Source organism: Bacillus sp. FSL R5-0286 (genome assembly GCF_038593245.1).
Classification (GTDB): Bacteria; Bacillota; Bacilli; order Bacillales; family Bacillaceae; genus Bacillus; species Bacillus altitudinis.
This window is the reverse complement of sequence record NZ_CP151977.1, coordinates 2,610,982-2,629,017: the sequence shown is the minus strand read 5'-3', so window position 1 is coordinate 2,629,017 and position 18,036 is coordinate 2,610,982. Positions and strand designations below refer to the sequence as shown.

Annotated in this window: 15 protein-coding genes; 14 read left to right on the top strand and 1 reads right to left on the bottom strand. The window is 41.9% G+C overall.

Annotation, left to right across the window (positions count from 1 at the left end):
* Nucleotides 1–73: 73 nt before the first annotated feature.
* The 3 genes from pfkA to NST24_RS13495 all read left to right on the top strand — a co-directional run bounded on the left by pfkA (nucleotide 74) and on the right by NST24_RS13495 (nucleotide 3,310).
* Entirely contained in the window at nucleotides 74–1,033 is a 960-nt protein-coding gene (gene pfkA, locus NST24_RS13505) for a 6-phosphofructokinase (protein ID WP_017358271.1), read from the top strand.
* Between the two features lie 27 nt (nucleotides 1,034–1,060).
* Nucleotides 1,061–2,821, top strand: a complete 1,761-nt coding sequence (pyk, locus tag NST24_RS13500; protein ID WP_342461888.1) for a pyruvate kinase — start codon at nucleotides 1,061–1,063, stop codon at nucleotides 2,819–2,821.
* A gap of 99 nt (nucleotides 2,822–2,920) precedes the next feature.
* Nucleotides 2,921–3,310, top strand: coding sequence for an FxsA family protein (locus NST24_RS13495; RefSeq protein WP_007501703.1), 390 nt, complete (start codon nucleotides 2,921–2,923; stop codon nucleotides 3,308–3,310).
* A 24-nt stretch (nucleotides 3,311–3,334) separates the two neighbouring features.
* Here NST24_RS13495 and ytvI read toward each other — a convergent pair whose 3' ends face one another.
* Entirely contained in the window at nucleotides 3,335–4,453 is a 1,119-nt protein-coding gene (ytvI, locus tag NST24_RS13490; RefSeq protein WP_060781269.1) for a sporulation integral membrane protein YtvI, read from the bottom strand.
* Nucleotides 4,454–4,553: 100 nt separating this feature from the next.
* Here ytvI and NST24_RS13485 point away from each other — a divergent pair, with 100 nt between their 5' ends.
* The 11 genes from NST24_RS13485 (at nucleotide 4,554) to NST24_RS13435 (ending at nucleotide 17,928) form a co-directional block, all read left to right on the top strand.
* Nucleotides 4,554–5,018 (top strand): DUF441 domain-containing protein, encoded by a 465-nt coding sequence (locus NST24_RS13485; RefSeq protein WP_007501699.1) that lies wholly within the window; start codon nucleotides 4,554–4,556, stop codon nucleotides 5,016–5,018.
* A gap of 375 nt (nucleotides 5,019–5,393) precedes the next feature.
* Entirely contained in the window at nucleotides 5,394–6,512 is a 1,119-nt protein-coding gene (citZ, locus tag NST24_RS13480; RefSeq protein ID WP_008346063.1) for a citrate synthase, read from the top strand.
* Nucleotides 6,513–6,658: 146 nt separating this feature from the next.
* Nucleotides 6,659–7,930, top strand: coding sequence for an NADP-dependent isocitrate dehydrogenase (gene icd, locus NST24_RS13475; RefSeq protein ID WP_024424789.1), 1,272 nt, complete (start codon nucleotides 6,659–6,661; stop codon nucleotides 7,928–7,930).
* Between the two features lie 34 nt (nucleotides 7,931–7,964).
* On the top strand, nucleotides 7,965–8,903 hold the full coding sequence (gene mdh / locus NST24_RS13470) for a malate dehydrogenase (RefSeq protein ID WP_007501693.1): 939 nt from the start codon (nucleotides 7,965–7,967) through the stop codon (nucleotides 8,901–8,903).
* Nucleotides 8,904–9,090: 187 nt separating this feature from the next.
* Nucleotides 9,091–9,819 (top strand): response regulator transcription factor, encoded by a 729-nt coding sequence (locus tag NST24_RS13465; protein WP_007501691.1) that lies wholly within the window; start codon nucleotides 9,091–9,093, stop codon nucleotides 9,817–9,819.
* Nucleotides 9,812–11,554 (top strand): ATP-binding protein, encoded by a 1,743-nt coding sequence (locus tag NST24_RS13460; RefSeq protein WP_017358268.1) that lies wholly within the window; start codon nucleotides 9,812–9,814, stop codon nucleotides 11,552–11,554. The genes NST24_RS13465 and NST24_RS13460 overlap by 8 nt, the downstream gene beginning before the upstream one ends.
* A gap of 254 nt (nucleotides 11,555–11,808) precedes the next feature.
* Entirely contained in the window at nucleotides 11,809–14,448 is a 2,640-nt protein-coding gene (gene polA, locus NST24_RS13455; protein ID WP_017358267.1) for a DNA polymerase I, read from the top strand.
* 25 nt (nucleotides 14,449–14,473) lie between these two features.
* A complete protein-coding gene (gene mutM, locus NST24_RS13450) occupies nucleotides 14,474–15,307 on the top strand; it encodes a DNA-formamidopyrimidine glycosylase (RefSeq protein ID WP_342461887.1) in 834 nt (277 codons plus the stop codon).
* A gap of 174 nt (nucleotides 15,308–15,481) precedes the next feature.
* Nucleotides 15,482–16,114 carry a sporulation membrane protein YtaF gene (gene ytaF, locus NST24_RS13445; protein ID WP_007501684.1) on the top strand — a complete coding sequence of 211 codons (633 nt, stop codon included), beginning with the start codon at nucleotides 15,482–15,484 and terminating at the stop codon, nucleotides 16,112–16,114.
* A gap of 13 nt (nucleotides 16,115–16,127) precedes the next feature.
* The gene (coaE, locus tag NST24_RS13440; protein ID WP_024718656.1) at nucleotides 16,128–16,733 is read left to right on the top strand and encodes a dephospho-CoA kinase; all 606 of its coding nucleotides are present in this window, start codon (nucleotides 16,128–16,130) and stop codon (nucleotides 16,731–16,733) included.
* 172 nt (nucleotides 16,734–16,905) lie between these two features.
* A complete protein-coding gene (locus tag NST24_RS13435; RefSeq protein ID WP_008346043.1) occupies nucleotides 16,906–17,928 on the top strand; it encodes a glyceraldehyde-3-phosphate dehydrogenase in 1,023 nt (340 codons plus the stop codon).
* Nucleotides 17,929–18,036: the final 108 nt, after the last annotated feature.

Genomic DNA, 18,036 nt, shown 5'->3' with positions numbered 1-18,036 from the left:
GTTTTGCTCATGATTGTTTTCAAGCAGTGGAAATGGTATGTTTAATTCATATATGGTCTCTGAGGTGAAAAAGATGAAGCGTATAGGAGTTTTAACGAGCGGTGGGGATTCCCCAGGAATGAATGCAGCTGTGCGCGCAGTTGTAAGGAAAGCAATTTACCATAATGTAGAAGTTTACGGTATTTATAATGGATATTCAGGTCTAATTAACGGTAAAATTGAGAAACTCGAAATAGGTTCAGTAGGCGATATCATTCATCGTGGAGGAACAAAACTTTACACGGCAAGATGTCCTGAATTCAAGACAGTTGAAGGTCGTGAAAAAGGGATTGAGAACTTAAAAAAATTCGGTATTGAAGGACTTGTTGTCATCGGTGGAGATGGCTCATTCATGGGAGCGAAGAAATTAACAGAGCTCGGTTTCCCATGTGTAGGTGTCCCTGGCACGATTGACAATGACATTCCTGGTACTGATTTCACTATTGGCTTTGATACAGCACTAAATACAGTCATTGATGCCATTGATAAAATTCGTGATACAGCCACATCTCATGAACGTACATACGTAGTGGAAGTAATGGGAAGACATGCGGGGGATATTGCCCTTTGGTCAGGTCTTGCAGGCGGAGCTGAATCGATTTTGATTCCTGAAGCAGACTATGACATGGACGAAATTATTGCCAGATTGAGAAGAGGACATGAGCGCGGCAAGAAGCACAGTATCATCATCGTCGCAGAAGGCGTAGGTAGCGGTGTCGAATTTGGTAAGAGAATTGAAGAGGAGACAAGCCTTGAAACGCGTGTATCTGTCTTAGGACATATTCAGCGTGGAGGTTCTCCAAGTGCGTTTGACCGAGTGCTCGCAAGTCGCCTAGGAGCGTATGCAGTAGAACTTCTTCTTGAAGGAAGAGGCGGACGCTGTGTAGGCATACAAAGCAACGAACTCGTTCATCACGATATTTTAGACATCTTAGATAAAAAGCATACAGTCGATCAAAATATGTACCGACTTTCACAAGAGCTCTCTATATAAAACGAGAAGACCTTAGGAGGAACAGTAATGAGAAAGACAAAAATCGTTTGTACAATCGGTCCAGCAAGTGAAAGCATTGAAAAGCTGACTGAATTGATTGAAGCAGGAATGAATGTAGCCAGACTAAACTTCTCTCATGGAGATTTTGAAGAGCATGGTGCACGTATTGAAAACATTCGCAAAGCAGGTAAAACTTTAGGCAAGGACATTGCGATCCTTCTTGATACAAAAGGTCCAGAGATCCGTACACGCACAGTTGAAAACGGCTCAATTGAGTTAGTTGCTGGTGCTGATCTTATCGTGAGTATGGAAGACATTGTGGGAAACACTGAAAAAATCAGTGTGACGTACGAAGATTTAATTCATGATGTAGAAGTGGGCTCAACCATCTTATTAGATGATGGTCTGATTGGTCTAGAAGTAAAAGAATTAAATAAGGACCGAAAAGAAATCGTCACAAAAGTAATGAATACAGGCACACTGAAAAATAAAAAAGGTGTCAACGTACCGGGTGTGAGTGTGAACTTGCCGGGTATTACAGAAAAGGATGCCAATGATATTCTGTTTGGAATTGAACAAGGTGTCGATTTCATCGCAGCTTCTTTTGTAAGACGAGCTTCTGATGTTCTTGAAATTCGTGAGCTACTTGAAAAGAACAACGCAGCTGACATTCAAATCATTCCGAAGATTGAAAACCAAGAGGGCGTGGATAACATCGATGAAATCCTTGAGGTATCAGATGGACTGATGGTCGCGCGTGGAGATCTTGGTGTAGAGATTCCGGCAGAAGAAGTACCACTTGTTCAAAAAATGCTGATCAAAAAATGCAACCGTTTAGGCAAGCCTGTCATCACAGCAACTCAAATGCTGGACAGCATGCAGCGTAACCCGCGTCCAACTCGTGCGGAAGCAAGTGACGTGGCAAATGCTATTTTTGACGGTACAGATGCGATCATGCTATCTGGTGAAACAGCAGCAGGAACATATCCAGTTGAAGCTGTGCAAACGATGCACAACATTGCCTCACGTTCAGAGGAAGCACTTAACTATAAAGCAATCCTTTCTCGCAGAAGCGAAGAAGTAGAGGTCAGCATTACAGATGCAATCGGTCAATCTGTTGCGCACACAGCTATGAAGCTTGATGTGGCAGCGATTGTGACACCTACTGAGAGTGGTCATACAGCAAGAATGATTTCAAAATATAGACCAAAAGCACCAATCGTTGCAGTCACAGCAAACGAATCAGTAGCAAGAAAGCTATCTCTCGTATTCGGTGTATTTGCGAAGAGTGGATCAAATACGTCATCTACTGATGAAATGCTAGAGAATGCAGTAGAAAAATCTATTGAATCTGGCTATGTAAGACATGGCGACTTGATTGTCATTACAGCTGGTGTGCCGGTTGGAGAAGCTGGTACAACGAACTTAATGAAAGTGTATGTTGTCGGTGACATCATTGCGAAGGGGCAAGGAATTGGCCGCAAATCTGCATTTGGACCGGTTGTTATTGCACAAAGCGGAAAAGAAGCAGAGGAAAAAATGTACGATGGTGCGATTCTTGTCGCAAACTGCACAGATCGTGATATGATGGGTGCTTTAGAAAAAGCGTCTGCCCTTATCACGGAAGAAGGCGGTCTAACAAGCCATGCAGCAGTCGTTGGGCTTAGCCTTGGAATTCCAGTGATTGTTGGCCTCGACAGTGCCACAACACTTCTAAAAGAAGGCGAAGAGATTACAGTAGATCCAGCACGCGGAACGATCTACAAAGGCCGTGCAAGCGTCCTTTAAATCACACACGAGGGGAGTTATCTGACTCCTCTCTTTTTTTATGTTACACTAAAAAAAGTAAACAGCTTTCGATGAAAGAGACCCCATGAGGTGATATGGTTGAAAAAATATTTTCTACTATTATTGATTCTGTTCCCGGCAGTGGAAATTAGTTTATTTTTAATCTCAAGTAACATCATTGGTATTTTACCAACGATGCTAGTTATTGTGCTGACAAGTGCACTAGGTGCTTACTTTGCAAGGAAACAAGGAATAGAAGCATTTCAGAAAGTGCAGCGAGATTTACAGTATGGCAAAATGCCAGGGGCCACCATTGTCGATGGCTTCTGCATTCTGATCGGTGGTTTGCTGCTGCTCATACCTGGATTCCTTTCTGATCTGATTGGGGCTGTGCTGCTCATTCCCATGACAAGAAAACGGATCAAACCGCTCTTTGAGCGCTGGCTTAGAAATATGTCCAATCGCAAACGCTATACGATTATACGCTAAAGAGACCTTCGCATCAGGTCTCTTTTACTTTTGCGCACCATACCGAATGTACTGATAAAGGTCTCTGAAAACCCCTGCATTACGAAACGCCTGCCAAACGACAAGAGAAGCGGGACCGAGTGCAAGTCCAAGAAAACCAAAGCATTTTAACCCGACAAACAGTGCCACAAGTGTTGCTAAAGGATTAAGACCGATTGATTTACTTAAGACTTTTGGCTCTGATATTTGTCTTTGAATGAGCACCACAATATACAAAATGCCCAGTCCAATGGCGAGTGAAAGATTTCCTGTCATGGCGGAGTAAATGATCCACGGAAGAAAAACGGTGCCACTCCCGATGTAAGGAAGTAAATCAACTAGACCAATACATAGAGCAATCACAATCGCATGCTCGACCTTTAAGATGAAAAGTCCAATCAGCACGATCCCAATGGTCATGGCAACAAGGAGAAGCTGGGCTTTCATAAAGCCAGAAATGGCTTTTTTGATTTCAGATAAAATGGCACGTGTATGAAGCATCCATTTGGCGGGAAAGATACGAGAACCATATTTTTTTAACGTAAACCAATCTTTTGTGATAAAAAAAGTCGCTAGTGCGGAAAATAAAAGCGTCGCTGCTGCATCAGGCAAAAGACCTAAAAAAGCTGGAATGAATTCAAGAGTTTTTGAAAGGAAAGTCCCGATTTTTGCCGCTGCTTCGTCACCAAGTGCTTGGATTTGTCCTAAAATCGATTCCTTTTGACCTGCTTGAAGTGTATTAAATTGAGCAGTCAAATCATGATATAAAGGCAAAATCTGATCTGTGAAAAAACGTTCCACGATCCCAATCATTTGATCAAGATGACCTGGCAGGACCTTTGCTAAATAAGCACTTCCTGAAATGATTTCCGCTACTAAAAGTGTCATGAATCCAGCTGCTGCCACTAAAAAGAGTAATAACACAATGATGACAACAAAACCTCTTGGCATCCCGGTCATGTTTTCGATTTTGCATACGGCTGGATGAATCAAACACGACACGGCAAATGCAATCCAAAATGGATATAAAAACGGAAAAGACTGATATAAAAAAACAACCGCACAAACGGCGATGCTGAAAATCATCAAACTTCGCAAAAAAATGCCCACATAAGTGTGATTCACACAATCCCCTCCAAAAAACAAGCATGTCCGATACTTCATTTTATTCAAAAAGATTAGTAATATGAAAAGGTCGCAATAAAAAAAAAGGAAGGAGCGGCGTATGTTTACTCAAGCAAATTTGTTTTTGGTTCTTTTACTCGTTATTGCACTTATTGCAAAAAACAATTCCTTAATTTTAGCGGTCTCTGTGCTGATTGCCATTAAGCTGATTGGCCTGGATCAAAAAATATTCCCGGTTCTGCAATCAAAAGGTATCAATTGGGGTGTGACGGTCATCACGATCGCTGTGCTTGTACCGATCGCAACAGGGGACATTGGATTTAAACAACTTGGAGAAGCGATGAAATCTTCCTATGCTTGGATAGCTCTTGGAGCGGGTATATTAGTAGCATTAATTGCAAAAAACGGCATTGTGCTACTCGAAAACGATCCGCATATCACAGCAGCACTTGTATTCGGTACGATTTTGGCAGTCAGCTTATTCAAAGGTGTGGCTGTTGGCCCGCTGATTGGTGCTGGAATTGCCTATTTAGCGATGCAAGCAGTGAAATTTTTCAGCGGTTAAAAAGAGAGTGGCTCATGCCACTTTCTTTTGATTTTTTTTCTGGCGTGAGCTTTTGCAAAAAAACATAATTAAATATATTAAAAGAAGCAAAATCCCTTTATTCCATGCCCGAACCGGAAGGCTGGAAAAAAAAATATCAAAAAAAATTATAGTTAAACATTTAACAAATGTCTGATTATTGTTTATAATGGGAATAGGCTTAATTTTGAACTCATTGATCAAACACGAGATATGAGGCTAAAAGCGCTCTAACCGTATAGGTAAATGTAAGCATTTTCTTTTCTAAACCTGCCAGCCTATTTTGGTTGGATAGCGCTTTCAAAAAGCGAGAATTTTGCAACGAAGGGGAATCTTTTTAAAAAGGGGAGATTGAACATGACAGCAACAAGAGGTCTTGAAGGTATCGTGGCAACAACTTCATCCGTAAGCTCAATTATTGATGATACTCTTACTTATGTAGGGTACAATATCGATGATTTAACTGAAAAAGCGACTTTCGAAGAAATTGTCTACCTGTTATGGCACTTAAAGCTGCCGAATGAGCAGGAGCTAAGCGAGTTAAAGCAGCAGCTCAATGAAAATGCTCATATTCCGCAAGAGATCATTGAGCACTTTAAATCTTATTCGCTGGATGGGGTTCATCCAATGTCTGCGATTCGTACAGCGGTATCCTTATTAGGTTTACTTGATGACGAATCAGAGATTATGGACAAAGAAGCGAATTACAGAAAAGCCATTCGCTTACAAGCGAAAATTTCTGGACTTGTCGCTGCATTCTCACGTATTCGAAAGGGACTTGAGCCTGTACAGCCAAAAGAAGAATACAGCTATGCTGCAAACTTCTTATATATGCTAAACGGCGAAGAGCCTTCACCAGTAGAAATTGAAGCGATTGATAAAGCGCTCATTCTACATGCGGATCACGAATTAAACGCATCGACATTTACAGCACGCGTATGTGTTGCTACACTATCAGATATCTACTCTGGTGTAACAGCGGCTATCGGCGCATTGAAAGGACCACTTCATGGCGGCGCGAATGAAGGCGTAATGAAGATGCTCTCAGAAATTGGCGAAGTTGAAAACGTAGATTCCTATATTCATGGTAAGCTAGAAAAGAAAGAGAAAATTATGGGCTTTGGCCACCGCGTTTACCGCCAGGGTGACCCGCGTGCAAAACATTTAAAAGAAATGAGCCAGCGCTTAACAAATCTCACAGGTGAGCCAAAATGGTATGAAATGTCTGTACGCGCAGAGGAAATCGTGACATCAGAGAAAAATCTTCCACCAAATGTTGATTTTTATTCTGCTTCTGTCTATCACAGTCTTGGGATTGATCATGACTTGTTTACACCAATTTTCGTGATCAGCCGATTCTCTGGATGGATTGCTCACATTTTAGAGCAATATGACAACAACCGTCTGATCCGTCCAAGAGCTGACTATATTGGACCTGATCTTCAAACGTTTGTTCCGATCAGTGAAAGAGACTAATGTTTATAGAATAGCGGAGGCTGATCCATCTAAACCAATCAGCCTCCATATCAACAAAAAACGAATCACGTGAAAAACTTCTTGGCTTGCAGACATCAAGCTTGGAAGTTTCAAATATTCACTACATAACCTGGGAGGTAATATCATTGTCACAAGGCGAAAAAATTACAGTTACTGGCGGCGTATTGAATGTACCAAATAATCCAATTATCCCGTTTATCGAAGGGGACGGAATCGGCCCTGACATTTGGAAAGCAGCATCAAGAGTTCTTGAAGCAGCTGTAGAAAAAGCATATAAAGGTGAAAAGCAAATCACTTGGAAAGAAGTATATGCAGGTGAAAAAGCTTACAATAAAACTGGCGAGTGGCTTCCAGAGCAAACACTTGAAGACATTCGTGAATATTTAATCGCGATCAAAGGACCACTGACAACACCAATTGGCGGAGGAATCCGTTCATTGAACGTGGCACTAAGACAAGAGCTTGATTTATTCACATGCTTACGTCCAGTTCGCTGGTTCAAAGGTGTACCATCTCCTGTGAAACGTCCAGAAGACACAGACATGGTCATCTTCCGTGAAAACACTGAAGATATCTATGCAGGAATCGAGTATGCAAAAGGATCAGACGAAGTGAAGAAGTTAATCGACTTCTTGAAAAACGAATTAGGTGTGAATAAAATCCGTTTCCCAGAAACATCAGGTATCGGAATCAAACCAGTTTCTGAAGAAGGAACATCTCGTCTTGTCAGAGCAGCGATCCAATATGCGATTGACCAAGGCCGTAAATCTGTGACGCTTGTTCACAAAGGAAACATCATGAAATTTACAGAAGGAGCCTTCAAAAACTGGGGCTACGAAGTGGCTGAAAAAGAGTTTGGCGACAAAGTCTTTACATGGGCACAATATGATCGTATTGTAGAACAAGATGGAAAAGATGCGGCAAACAAAGCGCAAAGTGAAGCAGAAGCTGCTGGCAAAATCATTGTCAAAGACAGCATTGCAGATATTTTCCTTCAACAAATTTTAACTCGTCCAGCTGAGTTCGATGTTGTCGCAACAATGAACTTAAACGGAGACTACATCTCTGATGCACTTGCAGCACAAGTTGGTGGAATTGGTATCGCACCTGGTGCAAATATCAACTACGAAACAGGACACGCTATTTTTGAAGCGACTCACGGAACAGCACCGAAATATGCTGGTCTTGATAAAGTGAATCCATCTTCTGTTCTTCTATCAGGCGTGCTTTTACTTGAGCACCTTGGATGGCAAGAAGCTGCTGATCTAGTGATTCAATCTGTTGAAAAAACAATTGCATCTAAAGTCGTCACGTACGATTTTGCTAGATTAATGGATGGTGCAACAGAAGTGAAATGTTCTGAGTTTGCTGACGAGCTCATCAAAAACTTGTCTTGATTCTTAAACTTTAAAGTTAAAGGGGAAAAAGGAAATGGCAAACAAGCGTAAAAAAGTATCTGTCATCGGAGCAGGCTTTACTGGAGCAACTACAGCATTTCTAACAGCTCAAAAAGAATTAGCGGATGTCGTATTAGTGGATATCCCTCAGCTTGAGAACCCGACAAAAGGGAAAGCACTTGACATGCTGGAAGCAAGTCCTGTTCAAGGCTTCGATGCGAATATTACAGGAACTTCTAACTACGAAGATACAGCCGGTTCTGATGTCGTGGTCATTACGGCAGGAATTGCAAGAAAGCCGGGAATGAGCCGTGACGACCTCGTGTCAACAAATGAAAAAATCATGCGCAGTGTGACACGTGAAATCGTTAAATATTCTCCAGAAGCGATCATTGTTGTGTTAACAAACCCTGTTGATGCAATGACATATGCAGTTTATAAAGAATCAGGATTACCAAAAGAAAAAGTCATCGGACAATCAGGAATTCTTGATACAGCACGTTTCCGTACGTTCGTTGCTCAAGAATTAAACCTATCTGTGAAAGATGTGACGGGCTTTGTTCTTGGTGGACATGGGGACGACATGGTTCCTCTTGTACGTTACTCTTATGCAGGCGGTATCCCGCTGGAAACATTAATTCCTAAAGAGCGAATTGATGCAATTGTTGAAAGAACAAGAAAAGGCGGCGGTGAAATCGTCAACCTATTAGGTAACGGTAGTGCGTATTATGCACCTGCTGCTTCACTCGTTGAAATGGTTGAGGCGATCTTAAAAGATCAACGCCGCGTCATGCCGACGATTGCATACCTTGAAGGTGAATATGGCTACGAAGGCATTTACCTTGGAGTTCCAACAATCGTAGGTGGAAACGGCCTTGAGCAGATCATCGAGCTTGAGCTGACAGAAGAAGAAAGAAGTCAGCTTGACCGTTCTGTTGAATCTGTAAAGAACGTCATGAAAGTATTGTCTTAATAAGAATAAAAAAGAAGGCTTCTCGTATGAGGAGTCTTCTTTTTGTTTACAAAGCCAATCTTGTCGAAATTTTAAATTGTTCTCTTGTTAAGCTTTCGTTAAAATGAAAGAGAAAGCATGACTTCTCGCTTTTCACATAAGATACAAAAAACCGGATGCAGGGGAAATCACTAATTGGAGGCACAACATGAATAAAAAAATATTAGTTGTGGATGATGAAGAATCAATTGTAACACTTCTAAGCTATAACCTTGAAAGGGCGGGCTACGATGTCGTCACAGCAAGAGACGGAGAAGAAGCGCTTGAAAAAGCAGCAAGTGAACAGCCTGATCTGATTGTGCTTGATTTAATGCTTCCGAAAATGGACGGCATTGAAGTGTGCAAACAACTGAGAATTCAAAAAATGATGTTCCCTATTTTAATGCTGACAGCAAAGGACGATGAATTTGATAAGGTGCTCGGTCTTGAACTTGGAGCCGATGATTACATGACAAAACCTTTCAGTCCTAGAGAAGTGGGTGCTCGGGTAAAAGCCATTTTGAGAAGAGCACAGCAATCTCAGCCGGCTCCCGTGCAAGAAGAGAAGGAAGAGATCATTGCAGACCAAATCAAAATTGGAGACCTGCGCATTTTACCTGAACATTACGAAGTCTATTTCCAAGAAGAACGTCTAGAGCTCACGCCAAAGGAATTTGAACTGCTTCTTTATTTGGCTAAGCATAAAGGCCGTGTCCTTACGCGTGATCTATTGTTAAGTGCGGTTTGGAATTATGACTTTGCAGGTGATACTCGTATTGTGGATGTGCATATCAGCCACTTGCGGGACAAAATTGAAAAGAACACGAAAAAACCAACATATATTAAAACCATTCGAGGCTTAGGTTACAAATTGGAGGAGCCAAAGCCAAATGAGTAAAGTGAGAACCCGCCTTTTTTCTGGGCTCATTTTTCTCTTGTTTATTGTGTTTGTTGCGCTTGGTCTTTTCTTGGATCATATGTTTCATATTTTCTATGAAACAAAATTAACCGAACGAATGGAAAAGGAATCGAGTTTTCTCCTTTCTTCTATGAATGTTGAAGATTTGAATGCGGAGCAAAACAAGAAGATTCTCAATCAAGCAAAGCAGCATCTCGATATGAATGCGTCGATTGTGGACGTGAAGGGGAATATCATACATACAACGGGTCAAGCAGAACAAAGGGCTGTCATTTTAAACACACTGAAAAGTGAGCAGCTCCAAACAAAAGGAACGTTCATTGAGGATGAGAAGGATGCGCTGTTTCATTATGCAGTCCCAATGATGAAACAAAACGAACCGGCGGGATATTTATTTCTTCATGCTTCATTCCAGCCTTTGAATGAGATTGATGGTCAGCTCTGGCTTGCATTAGCCTTTTGTCTTGGTTCAGCCATCATTATCATCGTCTTCTTTGGCTATCGCATGTCGATGAAGTATGTAAAGCCGATTGATTATGCCACAAAGGTGGCCAAACAGCTTGAACGAGGGAACTATGATACAAATAACTATGAAGAGCTGATCATTGAAACAAGTGAACTCAATACATCAATGAAGCGTCTGGCAGAAAGTCTTCAAGACATGACAAGCGCTGGCGAAATGCAGCGAGATCGTCTGCAAACAGTCATTGAAAACATTGGAGCGGGGATTATTTTGATTGATAAAATGGGCTATATTCACTTAGTCAATCGAACATTCCGCAAGCAATTCAAAGTGCAAAAACATATTTACATGCACAAGCTGTATCATGAAGCCTTTACCCATGAAGAGATTATTGAGTTAATAGACGAAATTTTCATGACAGAAACCAAGGTCCGAAAGTTTTTACGTCTCGCTGTTGACATCGAGCGCCGTTATTTCCAAGTCGATGGTGTCCCGATCTTAAGTACAGACGATGAATGGAAAGGGATTGTTCTTGTCTTTCATGATGTAACAGAAACAAAGCAACTAGAACAGATGCGAAAAGACTTTGTCGCTAACGTGTCACATGAATTAAAGACACCGATCACGTCAATTAAAGGCTTTTCTGAAACACTTCTGGATGGTGCCATTGACGACAAAGAAGCGCTGACACAATTTTTGTCCATCATCCTAAAAGAGAGTATTCGTTTAGAAACGCTCATCCAAGACTTACTTGATCTCTCGAAAATTGAACAGCAGCATTTTAAGCTGAATATTCAAGAAGCTAATGCGACAGAAATCATTCAAGAGATTGAAGTGCTGCTAAAACAAAAGGCTGCTGAAAAAGGCATTGACCTACAAGTGCGTGTCCCGAAAGAGCCGGTCTATGTCATGGCAGATCCGCTGAGATTAAAACAAATTTTCCTCAACCTGATCAATAATGCCCTCACCTATACACCAGAGGGAGGAAGTGTTACGATCACAGCAAGACAGAGGAAAGACAGCTATGAATTCGATGTAGCAGATACAGGGATCGGTATGAAAAAGAGTGAGATTCCAAGAATATTCGAGAGATTTTATCGAATTGATAAAGATAGAAGTAGAAACTCAGGCGGTACAGGTCTTGGTCTTGCCATTGTCAAACACCTTGTCGAAGCACATGAAGGAACGATTTCTGTTCATAGCAAACAAGGCAAAGGGACGACGTTTACCGTGAGTTTAAAGTCAAAATAGAGAAGAATGGAAAGTGGCGTTAAAATTTACATGATCTTTACAATGAATTCATGTTTTGTTAATCAATCATTGGTAGGATGAATAGGAACCCCTTCATCCAAGGAGCCAATTTTGGAAGGACGAAAACACTTGTTGTTTTCGTCCCTTTTTTATGCAGGCTCGTCTATTTTCTTTTCAAAATAAACTTTGATAAAATGAACATACAATGTGCGAAAGAGACGGCTGAGCCGGCTCAGTCGATGGAGGATTAAAAGATGACAGATCAAAAGAAATTAGTACTTGTGGATGGAAACAGTCTCGCTTATCGAGCCTTTTTTGCTTTGCCGCTATTATCCAATGATAAAGGCGTACATACAAATGCCATTTATGGCTTTGCGATGATCTTAATGAAGATGCTGGAAGACGAGAAGCCGACTCATATGCTCGTAGCATTTGATGCGGGTAAAACCACCTTCCGTCACGAGACCTTTAAGGAATATAAAGGCGGAAGACAAAAAACTCCGCCAGAACTATCAGAACAAATGCCGTTCATCCGTGAGCTATTAGATGCTTATCAAGTGAAAAGGTACGAGCTTCCGCAATACGAGGCGGATGACATTATCGGCACACTGGCTGTAGAGGCAGAAAAGGACGGCTTTGAGGTCAAAATCTTCTCAGGAGATAAAGACTTAACGCAGCTTTCAACAGACCATACAACAGTAGCCATTACGAAAAAAGGCATCACAGAAGTAGAATATTACACACCGGCCCATATTGAAGAGAAATACGGCCTCAGACCAGATCAAATCATCGACATGAAAGGGCTGATGGGAGACTCATCAGACAATATCCCTGGCGTGCCTGGTGTCGGTGAAAAAACAGCGATCAAATTACTAAAGCAGTTTGAAACGGTTGAAAATCTGCTTGATCATATTGACGAAGTCAGCGGGAAAAAGCTAAAAGAAAAGCTTGAAGAATATAAAGAACAAGCGGTGATGAGTAAAAAGCTGGCGACGATTCTCGTAGAAGCACCAATAGATGTGTCAAGCAAAGAGCTCGCCTATGAAGGTCCTCACATGGAGCAGGTCATCTCTCTTTATAAAGAACTGGGCTTTCAAACGCTGCTAGAGCGTTTAGGAGAAGCGCCAGAATCAGATGAACCAGTAGAAATAGACGAACTAGACGTGAAGAAAATGACAGATGTCACGGAGGACATGCTGACAGATCACGCTGCACTTGTGGTAGAACAGCTAGGAGACAATTATCACGAAGCCGATTTGATAGGGTTTGCGATCCATAATGAGAACGGTGCATTTTTTATGACAAAAGAAGATGCTCTGCAATCTGAAGCGTTTAAACAATGGGTACAGGATGAAACGAAGAAGAAATGGGTCTTTGATTCCAAAAGAGCGGTTGTTGCGCTCAGATGGCATGATGTTGATCTTAAAGGTGTCGATAACGATGTCCTGCTCGCTTCCTATGTGGTCAATCCGCAGAAATCCTATGAGGACGTTGCAAGTGTGGCGAAGGAATATGGCCTGAACATAGCCCTTTCCGATGAAAAAGTTTACGGAAAAGGAGCGAAACAGGCGATTCCACCTGAAGAAGAGCTAAAAGACCATCTTGGAAGAAAAGCAGCAGCGATCTCTGCGCTGCATGATTTGACCCTTGAAGCGTTAGAAAAGAATGATCAGCATGAGCTGTATGAAGATTTAGAGTTGCCACTTGCCCTCATCTTAGGTGAAATGGAATCTCTTGGGGTAAAAGTGGATGTTGAACGTCTTCAGAAAATGGGTGAAGAACTCACGAAGAAGCTGAAGGAATATGAAGAAACCATTCATCGGTTAGCAGGAGAAACATTTAACATCAATTCACCGAAGCAACTTGGTGTGATTTTATTTGAAAAATTAGGACTGCCGGTTATCAAAAAGACCAAAACAGGCTACTCTACGTCTGCGGATGTCCTTGAAAAGCTTGAAGATAAGCACGAAATTATTCGGTCCATTCTGCATTACCGTCAAATAGGAAAGCTGCAATCCACTTATGTGGAAGGCTTAATGAAAGTGACGCGCAAAGATACGCATAAAGTGCACACAAGATTTAATCAGGCACTTACACAAACAGGAAGACTAAGCTCAACAGACCCAAACCTTCAAAACATCCCGATTCGTTTAGAAGAAGGCCGAAAAATTCGTCAAGCGTTCGTTCCGTCAAAAGAAGGCTGGCTCATGTTTGCAGCTGACTATTCTCAAATTGAGCTGCGTGTCCTTGCGCACATTTCTCAAGATGAGAACTTGATTGAAGCCTTTACGCAAGATATGGATATTCACACGAAAACAGCCATGGATGTGTTCCATGTCTCAGAAGAAGAAGTGACTTCCTCTATGAGAAGACAGGCCAAAGCTGTCAACTTCGGAATCGTATATGGAATTAGTGATTATGGACTGTCTCAAAACCTTGGGATTACAAGAAAAGAAGCAGCGGCCTTCATTGAACGTTATTTAACAAGCTTTAAAGGCGTGAAAACCTATATGGAGGACATCGTGCAGGAAGCAAAACAAAAAGGATATGTGACCACGCTTCTTAAACGCAGACGATATATCCCAGATATCACAAGCCGTAATTTTAATGTGAAAAGCTTTGCGGAAAGAACGGCAATGAACACACCGATCCAAGGCAGTGCTGCCGATATCATCAAAAAAGCGATGATTGATATGGCACGAAAGTTAAAAGAAGAGAATCTGCAGGCAAATCTGTTATTGCAAGTGCACGATGAACTGATCTTTGAAGCGCCAAAAGAAGAAATCGCCATATTAGAAAAAATCGTCCCTGAAGTCATGGAAAGCGCACTTCAGCTCGATGTGCCGCTAAAAGTCGATTTCGCTTCAGGCCCATCTTGGTACGACGCAAAATAAAGAGAGAGAAAAAGGAGCGAGGAGCATGCCGGAATTACCAGAGGTTGAGACCGTCCGGCGCACTCTTCAACGGTTAGTCAAAGGAAAAACGATTGAAACGGTCGATATCAAATGGCCAAATATCATCAAACGTCCTGGGGAACCGGAAGAGTTCGCTAGAAGGATGGTAGGAGAAACCATTCAAACCATTGAAAGAAGAGGGAAGTTTCTACTCTTTCATTTAGACCACTATGTGATGGTCTCCCATTTAAGAATGGAAGGGAAATACCGTGTACATGAAACTGGTGAGCCTTATGATAAACATGTACACGTCGTCTTTACGTTCACAGACGGTACCGAACTTCGGTACCATGATGTCCGTAAATTTGGGACGGTGCATCTATTTCAGCCAGGCGAAGAAGAAAAAGAACTTCCGCTATCACAGCTGGGGTATGAACCTTTTTCAGATTCATTTACACCAGACTATTTATGGGAGCAATTAAAGAAAACCTCCCGCGTAGTCAAAACGGCTTTACTTGATCAAAAAATCGTGGTTGGCCTCGGTAATATTTATGTAGATGAAGTGCTGTTTAAATCAGGTATTCATCCAGAAACAAAAGCGAATCAGCTAAGTCTTGCATCTTGCAAGGTGCTCCACAAACATATTATTGACACGCTTCAAGTGGCTGTTGATGCAGGAGGTAGCACCATTCGCTCCTACATCAATTCACAAGGTGATATTGGGACTTTTCAATTACAGCTTCTTGTATATGACCGGCGGGGAGAACCTTGCCAGACGTGCGGCAGTATCATAGAGAAAACAGTGGTGGGAGGGCGCGGCACCCATTTTTGTGTGACCTGCCAAAAACGCCCTTCATAAAGGTAAGCCGTCAGCATGCTTCCTTTTTGCCATGCATACGATAAAAAACATTCTTTTTTCAGCAAGGTGTAGACTGACACACAGCCCACCTGCTCTTCATATAGTGAAGAAGAGTCTAAGGACGCCTAGAGACTCTTGATCATCGTTGCATGAACAGAAAGGAAGAGTACAGGTATGATTTCGTTTTCGCTTCTGTTTTTAGCTATTGCCGTCAGCATTGACAGCTTTTCTGTAGGTTTTACGTATGGTCTTCGCAAGATGAGGATTCCATTTAAAGCCATCGTTATTATTGCTTGCTGTTCAGGAATTGTGTTGCTCATTTCCATGCTGATTGGCAGCCTGCTCACGACATTCCTCCCTGTCTCAGTGACAGATAAACTGGGTGGAGGCATCTTAATTGCCATCGGACTTTGGGTTCTGTATCAATTTTATAAACCAGCGAAAGAGCGTGATTTGCTCCTTCATGAAAAAACACTTCTCAATGTAGAAGTGCAGTCTCTTGGGCTTGTCATTCATATTTTGCGAAAGCCTACAAGCGCAGATATTGACCGCTCTGGCACCATTAATGGAATGGAAGCGGTGCTTCTTGGAATTGCTTTATCCATCGATGCATTTGGTGCAGGGATTGGTGCAGCGATTCTTGGTTTTTCTCCAATTGTCATGAGCATCACGGTCGCTGTGATGAGTTCTCTGTTTGTATGCATCGGACTGCGTGCAGGTCATTATTTGGCCAATTGGCGCTGGATCGATAAACTCGCATGCTTACCAGGGCTGTTGCTCATTTTAATTGGGGTGTGGAAGCTGTAAAGGAGGAAACGAATTGACGCTCGTCATTGGATTAACAGGCGGGATTGCTAGCGGAAAAAGCACAGTCTCGCAGATGATAAAAGAGAAAGGCATTCGGGTGGTGGATGCTGATATCATTGCAAAAGAAGCGGTTTCTAAAGGATCGGCTGCCCTTCATCAAATCGTTCAAACTTTTGGTGAAGAGGTTCTTCTGCCAAATGGTGAACTGAACCGGCAGCAGCTTGGAGCGATCATTTTTTCTGATGAAGAGAAAAGAAAAAAGCTCAATGCCATCGTTCATCCTGAAGTCAGAAAGGAAATGCTCGAGCAGCGTGATGAAGGGGTGAGCAACAATGAAACATTTGTTGTGCTTGATATCCCGCTCCTATTCGAGAGCAAGCTGGAAGGGCTAGTCGACCGCATCATCGTTGTGTACACGACGCCTGAATTGCAGCTGTCGCGGCTCATGAATCGAAACGACCTGAGCGAGGAAGAAGCACTGAATCGCATTCACTCCCAGCAGCCTCTTGAGGAAAAATGCCAAAAAGCAGACCGCGTGATAGAAAACACAAAAGATCTTGCTTTTATTAGAAAGCAATTAGAGAACATATTAAACGAATGGGAACATACAGATAAGTAAGAGTACATACAGTACTCTTCTTTTTTTATGCTTTTTTCGTCAATTTCATTGCAAAGAACAGCCCTTTTTTGAAAATATACGTTTATATACTGGCAATTACATTCTAATGTGATATACTAATTTCATAAATAAATTTATTGAGTATAACACATAATAGAGGAGTGACCTGTTCATGAAGGTAAAAGCAGCGATCAATGGGTTTGGCAGAATTGGACGCATGGTCTTCAGAAAAGCAATGCTTGATGATCAAATTCAAATTGTAGCGGTGAACGCAAGCTATCCTGCCGAAACGCTAGCACATTTAATTAAATATGACACAAATCATGGACGTTACGAATGCGATGTGACAGCAGAAGATGACGCGTTGATTGTCAATGGCAAAAGAGTGCTTTTGCTCAATAATAGAGACCCAAAGCAGCTTCCATGGGGAGAGCTTGGGATTGATATCGTGATCGAAGCAACAGGGAAATTTAATTCAAAAGATCAAGCGATGGGCCATATAGATGCCGGAGCGAAAAAGGTCGTACTTACAGCTCCAGGTAAAAATGAAGACGTTACAATTGTAATGGGTGTCAATGAGGATGATCTTGATCCTGAAAAGCACGTCGTTATTTCAAACGCATCTTGTACAACAAACTGTTTAGCGCCAGTTGTCAAATTGTTAGATGATGAATTTGGCATCGACAACGGCTTAATGACAACGGTTCATGCTTATACAAATGATCAAAAAAATATCGACAACCCCCACAAGGATTTGCGCCGGGCAAGAGCATGTGCCCAGTCCATCATTCCAACGACGACGGGTGCCGCTAAAGCGCTTTCTTTAGTGCTGCCGCACATGAAAGGGAAATTACATGGACTTGCACTTCGAGTGCCAGTTTCTAATGTATCGATGGTTGATCTTGTGGTCGACTTGAAAAAAGATGTCACAGCAGAAGAGGTCAATGCTGCATTTGCAACGGCTTCAAAAACATCTCTTGCTGGCATATTAGATTACACCGATGAACCACTTGTCTCCACAGACTTTAACACAAACCCTTATTCTGCTGTCGTTGATGGACTTACAACGATGGTGATGGAAGGCAGAAAAGTAAAAGTTCTTGCATGGTATGACAATGAATGGGGCTATTCTTGCAGAGTGGTTGATCTTGTAAAGTTTGTTGGTTCCCAGATGAAAGAGCTTTCAGCTGTTTGAAATGAAGAAGACTGAACGTCCCTTTTCAAGAAATGAGAGAAAATCCCACTAAAAACACAGCTTGCAAAATGGGTCTAAACAAAGTATACTATTTTTCGTGAACTTCTT

What these genes read in the sequence shown, in the direction of transcription:
- NST24_RS13485 (WP_007501699.1), top strand. Translation starts at nt 4,554, where the DNA reads ATGTTTACTCAAGCAAATTTGTTTTTGGTTCTTTTACTCGTTATTGCA.
- NST24_RS13465 (WP_007501691.1), top strand. Translation starts at nt 9,091, where the DNA reads ATGAATAAAAAAATATTAGTTGTGGATGATGAAGAATCAATTGTAACA.
- ytaF (WP_007501684.1), top strand. Translation starts at nt 15,482, where the DNA reads ATGATTTCGTTTTCGCTTCTGTTTTTAGCTATTGCCGTCAGCATTGAC.
- pyk (WP_342461888.1), top strand. Translation starts at nt 1,061, where the DNA reads ATGAGAAAGACAAAAATCGTTTGTACAATCGGTCCAGCAAGTGAAAGC.
- pfkA (WP_017358271.1), top strand. Translation starts at nt 74, where the DNA reads ATGAAGCGTATAGGAGTTTTAACGAGCGGTGGGGATTCCCCAGGAATG.
- NST24_RS13460 (WP_017358268.1), top strand. Translation starts at nt 9,812, where the DNA reads ATGAGTAAAGTGAGAACCCGCCTTTTTTCTGGGCTCATTTTTCTCTTG.
- mdh (WP_007501693.1), top strand. Translation starts at nt 7,965, where the DNA reads ATGGCAAACAAGCGTAAAAAAGTATCTGTCATCGGAGCAGGCTTTACT.
- NST24_RS13435 (WP_008346043.1), top strand. Translation starts at nt 16,906, where the DNA reads ATGAAGGTAAAAGCAGCGATCAATGGGTTTGGCAGAATTGGACGCATG.
- mutM (WP_342461887.1), top strand. Translation starts at nt 14,474, where the DNA reads ATGCCGGAATTACCAGAGGTTGAGACCGTCCGGCGCACTCTTCAACGG.
- citZ (WP_008346063.1), top strand. Translation starts at nt 5,394, where the DNA reads ATGACAGCAACAAGAGGTCTTGAAGGTATCGTGGCAACAACTTCATCC.
- polA (WP_017358267.1), top strand. Translation starts at nt 11,809, where the DNA reads ATGACAGATCAAAAGAAATTAGTACTTGTGGATGGAAACAGTCTCGCT.